The 10,665-nt window shown below is 73.3% G+C and carries 11 protein-coding genes and 2 pseudogenes; 7 read left to right on the forward strand and 6 right to left on the reverse strand.

All coding sequences use genetic code 11. The features are described from left to right. Nucleotides 1–207 (forward strand): annotated as a pseudogene (locus AE652_RS24365) (sel1 repeat family protein); the annotation flags it as partial. 79 nt (nt 208–286) lie between these two features. Here AE652_RS24365 and AE652_RS24370 read toward each other — a convergent pair. Beyond that, on the reverse strand, nt 287–700 hold the full coding sequence (locus AE652_RS24370; RefSeq protein ID WP_049655052.1) for a Fur family transcriptional regulator: 414 nt from the start codon (nt 698–700) through the stop codon (nt 287–289). A 104-nt stretch (nt 701–804) separates the two neighbouring features. On the opposite strand from AE652_RS24370, the gene AE652_RS24375 reads away from it, so the two are divergent. Further along, the gene (locus tag AE652_RS24375) at nt 805–2,280 is read left to right on the forward strand and encodes a catalase (RefSeq protein WP_049655054.1); all 1,476 of its coding nucleotides are present in this window, start codon (nt 805–807) and stop codon (nt 2,278–2,280) included. 90 nt (nt 2,281–2,370) lie between these two features. On the opposite strand, the gene hisN is transcribed toward AE652_RS24375, so the two are convergent. The 5 genes from hisN to AE652_RS24400 form a co-directional block, all read right to left on the reverse strand. After that, nucleotides 2,371–3,168 (reverse strand): histidinol-phosphatase, encoded by a 798-nt coding sequence (hisN, locus tag AE652_RS24380; protein ID WP_049655055.1) that lies wholly within the window; start codon nt 3,166–3,168, stop codon nt 2,371–2,373. A gap of 18 nt (nt 3,169–3,186) precedes the next feature. Then, a complete protein-coding gene (locus AE652_RS24385; protein ID WP_049655057.1) occupies nt 3,187–3,510 on the reverse strand; it encodes a multidrug efflux SMR transporter in 324 nt (107 codons plus the stop codon). Nucleotides 3,511–3,644: 134 nt separating this feature from the next. Beyond that, nucleotides 3,645–4,697 carry a ribosome small subunit-dependent GTPase A gene (gene rsgA, locus AE652_RS24390; RefSeq protein WP_049655059.1) on the reverse strand — a complete coding sequence of 351 codons (1,053 nt, stop codon included), beginning with the start codon at nt 4,695–4,697 and terminating at the stop codon, nt 3,645–3,647. A 15-nt stretch (nt 4,698–4,712) separates the two neighbouring features. Further along, entirely contained in the window at nt 4,713–6,053 is a 1,341-nt protein-coding gene (gene aroA, locus AE652_RS24395) for a 3-phosphoshikimate 1-carboxyvinyltransferase (RefSeq protein WP_049655060.1), read from the reverse strand. 68 nt (nt 6,054–6,121) lie between these two features. Beyond that, entirely contained in the window at nt 6,122–6,847 is a 726-nt protein-coding gene (locus AE652_RS24400) for a M50 family metallopeptidase (RefSeq protein ID WP_049655062.1), read from the reverse strand. Nucleotides 6,848–6,997: 150 nt separating this feature from the next. On the opposite strand from AE652_RS24400, the gene AE652_RS24405 reads away from it, so the two are divergent. The 5 genes and pseudogenes from AE652_RS24405 to AE652_RS24425 all read left to right on the forward strand — a co-directional run. Beyond that, nucleotides 6,998–7,750, forward strand: coding sequence for an SOS response-associated peptidase (locus AE652_RS24405; RefSeq protein WP_049655063.1), 753 nt, complete (start codon nt 6,998–7,000; stop codon nt 7,748–7,750). A 44-nt stretch (nt 7,751–7,794) separates the two neighbouring features. Next, nucleotides 7,795–8,448, forward strand: a complete 654-nt coding sequence (locus AE652_RS24410; RefSeq protein ID WP_049655065.1) for an alpha/beta family hydrolase — start codon at nt 7,795–7,797, stop codon at nt 8,446–8,448. 169 nt (nt 8,449–8,617) lie between these two features. Continuing rightward, nucleotides 8,618–9,523 carry a sigma-70 family RNA polymerase sigma factor gene (locus AE652_RS24415; RefSeq protein WP_074001401.1) on the forward strand — a complete coding sequence of 302 codons (906 nt, stop codon included), beginning with the start codon at nt 8,618–8,620 and terminating at the stop codon, nt 9,521–9,523. Then, complete coding sequence (gene rsrA / locus AE652_RS24420) at nt 9,520–9,930, forward strand: mycothiol system anti-sigma-R factor (RefSeq protein WP_079271878.1); 411 nt, start codon at nt 9,520–9,522, stop codon at nt 9,928–9,930. Before AE652_RS24415 ends, rsrA begins: the two co-directional genes overlap by 4 nt. Before the next feature lie 422 nt (nt 9,931–10,352). Continuing rightward, a pseudogene (locus AE652_RS24425) lies at nt 10,353–10,665 on the forward strand (hypothetical protein); the annotation flags it as partial.

A 10,665-nucleotide genomic window follows, 5' to 3' on the forward strand; every position in this document is an offset into this window, starting at 1 on the left:
GAGGCCGAGGCGATGCTCTGGTACACCCGGGCCGCCGACGCCGGGCACGGCCGGGCGGCGCTGCGCCTGGCGCTGCTGGCGCTGCGCCGCGGGGAGCCGATGCAGGCGGAGAACTGGTGCCGGCGGGCGATCGACTCCGGGCCGGCCGAGGTGGCGGAGCGGGCCGGGCGGCTGCTGGGCGCGCTGAACGCGGAGTTGAGCGCGTAGCGGGGCAACCGGGCGGCTGGGGGCGGCGGTTCGGCCGGGGCGGCTGGGGGTAGCCGGGAGGCAGGGGGCAACCGGCGGGCTAGGGGCGGCAGTTCGGGCACAGGCCGCGGTAGGTGACCTCGGCGGCGGTGACGGTGAAGCCGAAGCGCTCGGCGGCGGGGAGGGCGGCGAGCGGGTCGCCCTGCGGCTGGACGTCGCGGATCGCGCCGCAGCCCGAGCAGATCAGGTGCTGGTGGGCGCGGTGGGCGTTGGGGTCGTAGCGCTTGGCGCGGCCGTCGGCGGCGACCTCCAGGACCTCGCCGAGGGCGACGAGTTCGCCGAGCGTGTTGTAGACGGTGGCGCGGCTGATCTCCGGCAGTCGGGTCGTCGCGCGGGCGTGCACCTCGTCCGCGGTGAGGTGGACGTGTTCGCCGTCCAGGACCTCGGCCACGACCCGGCGCTGCGAGGTCAGCCGCCAGCCTCTCGCGCGCAGTCTCTCCAGCAGGTCGCTCATGCCCTCCAGAGTAGGTCACCCTCCGAGATTGGTTCCAGTATTGACTTGGACAAAGTCCAAGTTAGGATCGTGTCATCACGACCGGATACCGCGGAGGCACTCCCATGACGACCCAGGACGAGCTGCGCCCGACCCTGACCACGGAGGCGGGTGCCCCCGTCGCCGACAACCAGAACACCGAGACGGCGGGCCCCGGGGGCCCGGCGCTCATCCAGGACCAGCTGCTGTTCGAGAAGCTCGCGCACTTCAACCGCGAGCGGATCCCGGAGCGCGTGGTGCACGCCCGCGGCGCCGGCGCGTACGGCACCTTCACCGTGACCGCCGACCTGACGCCCTGGACCCGGGCGGCGTTCCTCTCCGAGGTCGGCAAGCAGACCGAGACGTTCCTGCGCTTCTCCACGGTGGCGGGCAACCTCGGCGCGGCCGACGCCGTGCGCGACCCGCGCGGCTTCGCGCTGAAGTTCTACACCGAGGAGGGCAACTACGACCTCGTCGGCAACAACACCCCGGTGTTCTTCATCAAGGACGCCATCAAGTTCCCCGACTTCATCCACACCCAGAAGCGCGACCCGTACACCGGCTCGCAGGAGGCGGACAACGTCTGGGACTTCTGGGGCCTGTCGCCCGAGGCCACCCACCAGGTGACCTGGCTGTTCGGCGACCGCGGCATCCCGGCCTCGTACCGGCACATGAACGGCTACGGCTCGCACACCTACCAGTGGCAGAACGAGGCCGGCGAGCACTTCTGGGTCAAGTACCACTTCAAGACCGACCAGGGCATCCGCAACCTCACCCAGGCCGAGGCCAACACCCTCGCCGGCGAGGACCCGGACAGCCACCAGCGCGACCTGCGCGAGTCGATCGAGCGCGGCGAGTTCCCCAGCTGGACGGTGCAGGTCCAGATCATGCCGGCGGCCGACGCGGCGAACTACCGCTTCAACCCCTTCGACCTGACCAAGGTCTGGCCGCACGCCGACTACCCGCCGATCGAGATCGGGAAGCTGGAGCTCAACCGCAACCCCGACAACGTCTTCGCCGAGGTCGAGCAGTCGGTCTTCTCCCCGGCGCACTTCGTGCCCGGCATCGGCCCGTCCCCGGACAAGATGCTCCAGGGCCGCCTGTTCGCGTACGCCGACGCCCACCGCTACCGGGTCGGCATCAACGCCGACCACCTGCCGGTAAACCGTCCGCACGCCACCGAGGCCCGCACCAACAGCCGGGACGGCTACCTGTACGACGGCCGCCACGGCCGGCAGAAGAACTACGAGCCGAACAGCTTCGGCGGCCCGGTGCAGACCGGCCGTCCGCTGTGGGCCGCAACCGCCGTCGACGGCCTCACCGGCAACCACATCGCGCCCTCGCACGCCGAGGACGACGACTTCGTGCAGGCCGGCGACCTCTACCGGCTGTTCTCCGAGGAGGAGAAGCAGCGCCTGGTCGCCAACCTGGCGGGCTTCATCGCCAAGGTCTCGGCCGACCGCGAGGACATCGTGGAGCGGGCGGTCGACAACTTCCGCAAGGCCGACGCCGACTTCGGGCAGCGGCTGGACGCGGCGGTCCGGGAGCTGCGCAAGCAGTAGCCCCGCGCACCCGGGCGAGAACGGCGGGCCCCGGTGACCTGCTCCCACAGGTCACCGGGGCCCGCGCACGCCTCGGCCCGAGGATCCGGCTCAGACGCCCAGCCGGCGCAGGGCCTCCTCGTGCAGCAGGCCGTTGGAGGCGACGGCGTCGGCGCCGCCGGGGCCGGGGACGCCGTCCAGACCGGTGAAGCGGCCGCCGGCCTCCTCGACGATGATGCAGTTGGCCGCCATGTCCCACAGCGACAGCTCGGGCTCGGCGGCGATGTCGACGGCGCCCTCGGCGACCATCATGTAGGACCAGAAGTCGCCGTAGGCGCGGGTGCGCCAGCAGGCGCGGGTGAGGTCCAGGAACGGGTCGAGGCGCCCGCGCTCCTCCCAGCCGGTGAGCGAGGAGTAGGAGAAGGAGGCGTCCTCGATCCGGGAGACGCCGGAGACGTGCAGCCGGGAGGCCTTGGCCAGGCTGCGGCCGCCGAACGCCCCGAGGCCCTTGGCCGCCCACCAGCGGCGCTGGAGCGCGGGGGCGGAGACCATGCCGACCACCGGGCGCTCGACGCCGTCCGGGCCGTCCTCCAGCAGGGCGATCAGGGTGGCCCAGACCGGGACGCCGCGGATGTAGTTCTTGGTGCCGTCGATCGGGTCGATCACCCAGCGGCGCGGGCCCGAGCCCTGGAGGCCGAACTCCTCGCCGAGGACGGCGTCGCGCGGGCGGGCGCGCTGGAGCACGCTCCGCACCAGCTCCTCGGCGGCCTTGTCGGCGTCGCTCACCGGGGTGAGGTCGGGCTTGGTCTCGACCTTCAGGTCGAGGGCGCGGAAGCGCTCCAGGGTGACCGAGTCGGCCGAGTCGGCGAGGACATGGGCGAGTCGGAGGTCGTCGTGGTAATCGGCCATGCCCGAAACCCTAGCCGCTCAGTGGGCCGTGCCGCTGAGCTGGAGGCCGATGACGCCGGCGATCACCAGCGAGATCGAGACCAGCTTGAGGACCGAACTGGTCTCGTTCAGGAAGACCATGCCGTAGATCGCGGTGCCGGCCGCGCCGATGCCCGTCCACACCGCGTAGGCGGGGCCGACCGGCAGGGTCTTCAGCGAGAGGGTGAGCAGGCCGAAGCTGCCGAGGGCGAACACGCAGAAGCTGATGGTGGGCCAGAGCCTGGTGAAACCCTCGCTGAGCTTGAGGTTGATCGCGAAGCCGGTCTCCAGCAGGCCGGCCAGGACCACCAGGGCCCATGCCATCGCGTGCCCTCCCTGTCGATCGAAGGTCGGACCGGGTACGGTCCGACCTTCCTATGATCGCCAGGTGAGCCCGCTCCGACACCTCGAACGGGCCACCGGCCCCGAACCCGGGGACGGGCCCGGCCCGGCCGGACTCAGTCGAGCTCGCCCTCCTTGCTGGCCAGCAGCCGGCGCAGCGAGTAGAGCCGGGCGGCCTCGGCGTGGCCCTCGGCGACCCAGGCGTCCAGCGCGCAGTCCGGCTCGTCGTGGCTGCACGCGCGCGGGCAGTCGACGGTGCCGGGCTCCAGGTCGGGGAAGGCGAGGATGACCCGGGACGGGTCGATGTGCGAGAGGCCGAAGGAGCGGAAGCCGGGCGTGTCGATCACCCAGCCGGGGTTCAGCGCCTTCTTCGAGCCCGGCTTGGCGCCGGGCGGCGGGGGCAGCCGCAGCGCCAGGGCGGAGACGGTGGTGTGCCGGCCGCGGCCGGTCACCGCGTTGACGCGCCCGGTCTGCCGCTGGCGGTCCGGGACGAGCGCGTTGACCAGGGTGGTCTTGCCGACGCCCGAGTGGCCGATGAACACCGTGGACAGCCCGCGCAGGTGCTCGCGGACGGCCTCGGCGCCGGTGGTCTCCAGCTCGTCGCGGCGGGTGACCACGTACGTGATGCCCAGCGGGGCGTACGAGTCCAGCAGCGTCGAGGCCGGCGCGAGGTCGGACTTGGTGAGCACCAGCAGCGGCTCCATGCCCGCGTCGTAGGCCGCCACCAGGCAGCGGTCGATCAGCCGGGGGCGCGGCTCCGGGTCGGCCAGGGCGGTGACGATCGCCAGCTGCTGGGCGTTGGCGACCACGATCCGCTCGTACGGGTCGTCGTCGTCCGCCGTGCGCCGCAGCACCGAGCCGCGCTCCTCGACCCGGACGATCCGGGCCAGGGTGTCGGCGTCCCCGGAGAGGTCGCCGACCAGGTTGACCATGTCGCCGACGACGACGCCCTTGCGGCCCAGCTCGCGGGCCTTCATGGCGACGACCTCGCGCTCCTGCTTCGTCCCCGGGTCGACCAGGCAGGTGACCCGGCCGCGGTCGACGGTCAGCACCATCGCCTCGGCGGCGTCCTCGTGCTTGGGCCGGATCCGGGTCCGCGGCCGGGACCCCCGGCGGGCGGGGCGGTTGCGGATGTCGTCCTCGTCGGCGTCCTTGCCGTAGCGGCGCATGTGCTCAGTCTCCGCTCAGACGCCCGCCGTCGCTTCCGCCGCTTCGCCGAGCAGTTCGGCCCACATCCCCGGGAAGTCGGGCAGGGTCTTGGCGGTGGTGGCCACGTTCTCGACCTCCACGCCGGGGACGGCGAGGCCGAGGACGGCGGCGGCGGTGGCGAGGCGGTGGTCCTCGTAGGTGTGGAAGACGCCCCCGTGCAGCGGGCGCGGGCGGATCCGCAGACCGTCCTCGGTCTCCGTGACGTCGCCGCCCAGGTCGTTGATCTCCTTGGCGAGCGCGGCGAGCCGGTCCGTCTCGTGCAGGCGCAGGTGCGCGATGCCGTACAGGTGGGACTCGGAATCGGCGAGCGCGGCGACGGCGGCGATCACCGGGGTGAGCTCGCCGACGTCGTGCAGGTCGGCCTCGATGCCGTGGATCCGGCCGGTGCCGGTGAACTGCAGGCCCTCGTCGGTGAACTCGCAGGCGCCACCCATCCGGGTGTAGATCTCGCGCAGCTGGTCACCGGGCTGGGAGGTGTGCTTGGGCCAGTCCCGCACGGTGACCCGGCCGCCGGTGACCAGCGCGGCGCCGAAGAACGGCGCGGCGTTGGAGAGGTCCGGCTCGACCACCAGGTCGCGGCCGATCACGGCGCCCGGGGTGACCCGCCAGACGTCCTTCTCGCCGCCGTCCTCGGGGGCGTCGACCTGGGCGCCGGCCAGCCGCAGCATCTCCACGGTCATCCGGATGTGCGGCAGCGACGGGACCGGGCCGCCGACGTGGCGGACCTCGATGCCGTGGTTGTAGCGGGCGCCGGAGAGCAGCAGGGCGGAGACGAACTGGGACGAGGAGGAGGCGTCCAGCTCGACCGGGCCGCCGTCCAGCGAGCCGGTGCCGTGCACCGTCAGCGGGAAGGCGCCGCGGCCGCCGTCCTCGATCCGGGCGCCGAGCGCGCGCAGGGCGTTGATCACGCCGTGCTGGGGGCGCTCGTAGCAGCGCGGGTCGCCGTCGAAGTGGACCGGGCCGTCGGCCAGGACGGCCAGCGGGGGCAGGAAGCGCATCACGGTGCCGGCGTTGCCGACGTCGACCGAGGCCGGGCCGAGCAGCGCGGGGGCGGGGATGACCCGCCAGGCCTCGCCGCCGCCGGTGCCGCCGGAGTCGTTGTTGACCTTCTCCTCGATGGTGACCCCGAGGGCGCGCAGGCCGTCGGCCATCAGCTGGGAGTCGCGGCTGCGCAGCGGGCGCCGCACCCAGCCCGGCCCGTCGGCGAGGGCCGCCAGCACCAGGGCCCGGTTGGTGACCGACTTGGAGCCGGGGATGGTGACGGTGGCGTCGACGGGGCTGGTCGCGACGGGGGCGGGCCACAGGGTCTCGGTCATGGGGCAAGTCTAGGGGCCGTACGGAAACGTTCTCGGCGCGCGGCCGGGCGGCGGGAGGCCCGGTGGGCTCACTGCAGGGGCTGGAGCAGCCAGGCGGCGCCGAGGGCGAGGCAGGCGAGGGCGACGAGCAGGAAGACGGTGACCCAGGCGAGGGCGGGGACGTGGGTGAGCCGGGCGAGCTGGTCGGCGTCGGAGTCGCGGGCCCAGCCGATCCGGCGCTGGTGCTGGAGCTCCAGGACGGGGCGGACGGCGCCGAGGAGCAGGAACCAGCAGCCGAGGTAGGCGAAGCCGGCCTGGACCTCGGCGCTGCCGAACCAGGAGACCAGGAAGAAGGCGCCGCCGGCGACCAGCACGGTGAGGAAGCCGAAGGCGTTGCGGATGCGCAGGAGCAGGGCGAGCAGCAGCACGATCGCCAGCCAGAGCAGCAGGGTGATCCGGTCGGCGGCGAGCAGGGCGGCGCAGCCGAGGCCGAGCAGGGCGGGGGCGGTGGAGCCGGCGGCGGCGGTGAGGACCATGCCGGGGCCGGTGGGGCGGCCGTAGGAGAGGGTGAGTCCGGAGGTGTCCGAGTGCAGCCGGATGCCGGCCAGTTTGCGGCCGGTGACCAGGGCGATCAGGCCGTGGCCGCCCTCGTGGGCGATGGTCACGGCGTTGCGGGCGACGTGCCAGAGCGGGCGGGCCAGGACGGTGAGCAGGGCGGCGGCGCCGGTGGCCAGGACCAGCCAGCCGGGCGGGGCGGCCTGGGTGCCGGTCACCTGGTTCCACAGGTCGCCGAGGGTCTGGTCGTTCGCGTTCATCGGGGTCTCTCCGCCTCCGTCCGTCGTACCGGGCCGCCGTGTGGGCCGTTCGGGGCAGCCTCCCATGCGGGGACGGGCGGGAGGCAGGGGGTGGTTCTGGTCCGGGGATGAACAGGTCCTGAGGAGCGGCGGCATGGCAAGCTGGCCCGCATGTGCGGTCGGTTCGCAGCGAGCAGCAAGCCCGGGGACGTCGTCGAGCTGTTCGGCGTCGAGCACTGGGACCCCGAGGAGACCCTGGACCCGAACTGGAACGTCGCGCCGACCAACAGCGCGTTCGTGGTGCTGGAGCGGCTGGGCCGGGAGCGGCTGCGGCCGGTGCGCCAGCTGCGGGTGCTGCGCTGGGGGCTGGTGCCGCAGTGGTCGAACTCCGCCGAGACGGCGGTGAAGATGATCAACGCCCGGTCGGACACGGTGCACGAGAAGCCCTCGTACCGGCAGGCCTTCGCCGCCCGCCGGTGCATCCTGCCGGTGGACGGCTACTACGAGTGGCAGACGGTCCCGGGGGAGCGCGGCAAGGCCCGCAAGAAGCCGTACTTCGTGTCTCGGGCGGACGGTGTCCCGCTGGCGCTGGCCGGGCTGTACGAGTTCTGGCGCAACCGGGCGGTGCCGCCGGGGCACCCGGAGGCCTGGCTGGTGACGTTCACGATCGTCACCACGGACGCCGAGGAGCTGCTGGCGCCGATCCACGAGCGGATGCCGCTGTTCCTGGACCGGGGGGACTGGGACGAGTGGCTGGACCCGCGGCTGACCGACCCGGACGGGCTGCGCCGGCTGCTGATACCCCCGCCGCCGGGCGCGCTGGTGGCCACCCCGGTGTCGCCGGCGGTCGGCAGCATCCGCAACAACGGCCCGGAGCTCAAGGAGCCGTGGGCCGAGCCCGAGTACGAGACCACCCTGTTCTGAGCCGCCTGTTCCGACCTTTTGCGAACGTTCCGGGAGACGTCGAGATGAGCACCACCGAACCGGTCCGCACCGAAGCGGTCCCCACCGGAGCCGGGGAGGCCCGGATCACCTACCACCGGGCCGCGAAGCCGGTGGCCGTCCTGGCCCTCGGCCACGGCGCGGGCGGCGGGATCGAGGCCAGGGACCTGGTGGCGCTGGCCGCGAAGCTGCCGGCCCGGGGGATCACCGTGGCGCTGGTCGAGCAGCCCTGGCGGGTGGCGGGCCGGAGGCTGGGCCCGGCGCCGAAGACGCTGGACGCGGGCTGGCGGCCGGTGGCCGAGCGGCTGGCCGGGCAGGGGCTGCCGCTGGTGGTCGGCGGGCGCAGCGCGGGGGCGCGGGTGGCCTGCCGGACGGGCGCGGCGACCGGGGCGGTCGGGGTGGTGGCGCTGGCGTTCCCGTTGCACCCGCCGGGCCGGCCGGAGAGGAGCCGGGCGGAGGAGCTGCTGGGGTCCGGGCTGCCGACGCTGGTGGTGCAGAGCGCGGCGGACCCGTTCGGCGGGCCGGTGGAGTTCCCGGAGCTGCCGCAGGGGCACGAGCTGGTGACGGTGCCGTACGGCAGCCACGGCTTCGAGGTGCCCAAGCGGGCGCCGGTGGGGCAGGACGAGGTGCTGGACCTGATCTGCTCCGCGGTGGGGGACTGGGTGCTGCGGCTGGTGTGAGGCCGTGGGGCGGTCCGGCTCCGGCTCCGGCTCCGGCTTCGGGGCCGTGAGCAGGGAGTTTCCATTCGCTCACTCGTGCGAGTGAATGGCGCCCGGGGACGGGAATGCGGGCGGGGCGCGTGTGGTTGTCGTCTCCGTCAGCAGGAGTCACCGGTGAGAGGCAGGGCAGATGGGTTCGATCGCGTGCCCCGAACGGCCTGAGGAGCGCGAGGCCACCGCGGCGTTCGCCCCCTCCTGGTCGGACTGGATCGACGCGGGCGAGAAGCCCGTCAGCCCGATATCCTCCATTTCTGGGCGGCCCGCCGTGGGCCGTGCCCGTCATGCCGAGGAGGTGGGTCCGGTCGTCGGGACCGAGCACGAGGCCGATCCGGGCCGTGGCCCGGGCGACGCCCTGCCCGCGGGCGAGGCGCTCACCGGTGAGGAGCTGGCCGAGGCGATCGGTGAGGACACCTACCGGGTGTCGGCGGAGGAGAGCGAGGAGGCCCGGCGGGAGCGCTTCGAGCGCGACGCCCTGGGCTACCTGGATCCGATGTACTCGGCGGCGCTGCGCATGACGCGCAACCCGGCCGACGCGGAGGACCTGCTCCAGGAGGCGTTCGCCAAGGCGTACGCGTCCTTCCACCAGTTCCGTGAGGGGACGAACCTCAAGGCCTGGCTGTACCGCATCCTCACCAACACGTTCATCAACTCGTACCGCAAGAAGCAGCGGGAGCCCCAGCGCACCGCGGCGGAGGAGATCGAGGACTGGCAGCTGGCCCGGGCCGAGTCGCACATGTCGACCGGTCTGCGCTCGGCCGAGACCCAGGCGCTCGACCACCTCCCCGACAGCGATGTGAAGGACGCGCTCCAGGCCATCCCGGAGGAATTCCGGATCGCCGTCTATCTCGCGGACGTAGAAGGCTTTGCGTACAAGGAGATCGCGGACATCATGGGTACTCCCATCGGTACGGTGATGTCCCGGCTGCACCGCGGCCGCCGTCAGCTGCGCGGCATGCTGGAGGATTACGCCCGTGAGCGCGGGCTCGTCCCGGCCGGCAGCGGGGCAGGGCAGGAAGCGAAGGGCTCGGGCTCATGAGCTGCGGCGATCCGCACGAAACCGAGTGTGGCGAGGTCCTCGACCACCTCTATGAATTCCTCGACAACGAGATGGCCGAGGGTGACTGCGCCAAGTTGCGGGTGCACTTCGAGGAGTGCTCACCCTGCCTGAAGCAGTACGGGCTGGAGCAGGCGATCAAGGCGTTGATCAAGCGTTCCTGCGGGTGCGACGACACCCCGACCGACCTGCGCAGCAAGGTGCTGGCCAGGATCGACTCGATCCGGGCCGGGCAGCGCTCGGGCGAGCAGGTGGTGGTCGCCGTGGAGACCACCGTCGAGCTGCACGTCGAGTCGGCCCGGCCGGCGCCCAGGCCGGGCGGGGCGGGCGAGGCGGAGACGGCCGGGCGCTCGGGCGCTCCGGTCGAGGCCGGCGCCCCCGCGGAGTGACGACCCGTCGGGCGAACGCCCGTACGGCGGCCGACTCCTTGGTCGACCGCCGGGGGCGGTAGCCCCGCGGCCCGCCGGCGAGGGCGGGCCGGACGGTTCGGGCACGTCCGGGCGGGTGTCGGGCGGGTTCAGGGCAAGGGCAACAGCGGCCCCGGGAGTACACACTCCCGGGGCCGCTCCCGTTCTGCTCGCATGCGCCGTCACTCGTTCGAGTGAGCTGGCGGTGCGCCAACTGCGCCATTGCGCCATCATGCGTCCCCATGTCCGGAGGGCGGCCTATTCTCCTGACGGACACTCACCGTCGGTCCGCCCGACGCGCTGAGGCAACACGGGGTCCGTACGGCGGGGAGGTCGAGATCGCTACCGACTGTGGAGGCTCGACCCTGCCGCGAGGGGCGGCGCGCTACCTGGTGGTGGTGCCGGTGGCGGCGCTGTGCTGCCTGGTGCCGCTGCTGCCCGCCGCGGCCGCCCCCGGGGGGCCGCACTGGCTCGGCGCGCCGGTGGACTGGCCCAAGGTCGCGCTGCTGGCCTTCCTGCACGGCTGCTGGGAGTCCCTGGCCCAGGGCCTGCCCACGCCCTGCCTGGTGCTGGTGCGCCGGCTGCTGCGCCGGCCGGCGCTGCCCGAGCGGACGCCCGCCCGGCCCGGGGTGAACACCTTCTTCCCGGTGCTGTTCGCCGGGGTGCTGATGCTCCCGCCGGCCGCCGCCGTCCACGCCTCGGCGTCCGCGTCCGGCC

Source organism: Kitasatospora sp. MY 5-36 (genome assembly GCF_001182915.1).
Classification (GTDB): domain Bacteria; phylum Actinomycetota; class Actinomycetes; order Streptomycetales; family Streptomycetaceae; genus Kitasatospora.

Bases quoted from the DNA above. Each gene is read 5' to 3' on its own strand.
- AE652_RS24415 (WP_074001401.1), top strand. From the start codon at position 8,618: ATGGGTTCGATCGCGTGCCCCGAACGGCCTGAGGAGCGCGAGGCCACC.
- AE652_RS24405 (WP_049655063.1), top strand. From the start codon at position 6,998: ATGTGCGGTCGGTTCGCAGCGAGCAGCAAGCCCGGGGACGTCGTCGAG.
- rsrA (WP_079271878.1), top strand. From the start codon at position 9,520: ATGAGCTGCGGCGATCCGCACGAAACCGAGTGTGGCGAGGTCCTCGAC.
- AE652_RS24400 (WP_049655062.1), bottom strand. From the start codon at position 6,847: ATGAACGCGAACGACCAGACCCTCGGCGACCTGTGGAACCAGGTGACC.
- aroA (WP_049655060.1), bottom strand. From the start codon at position 6,053: ATGACCGAGACCCTGTGGCCCGCCCCCGTCGCGACCAGCCCCGTCGAC.
- AE652_RS24410 (WP_049655065.1), top strand. From the start codon at position 7,795: ATGAGCACCACCGAACCGGTCCGCACCGAAGCGGTCCCCACCGGAGCC.
- AE652_RS24385 (WP_049655057.1), bottom strand. From the start codon at position 3,510: ATGGCATGGGCCCTGGTGGTCCTGGCCGGCCTGCTGGAGACCGGCTTC.
- AE652_RS24375 (WP_049655054.1), top strand. From the start codon at position 805: ATGACGACCCAGGACGAGCTGCGCCCGACCCTGACCACGGAGGCGGGT.
- hisN (WP_049655055.1), bottom strand. From the start codon at position 3,168: ATGGCCGATTACCACGACGACCTCCGACTCGCCCATGTCCTCGCCGAC.
- AE652_RS24370 (WP_049655052.1), bottom strand. From the start codon at position 700: ATGAGCGACCTGCTGGAGAGACTGCGCGCGAGAGGCTGGCGGCTGACC.
- rsgA (WP_049655059.1), bottom strand. From the start codon at position 4,697: ATGCGCCGCTACGGCAAGGACGCCGACGAGGACGACATCCGCAACCGC.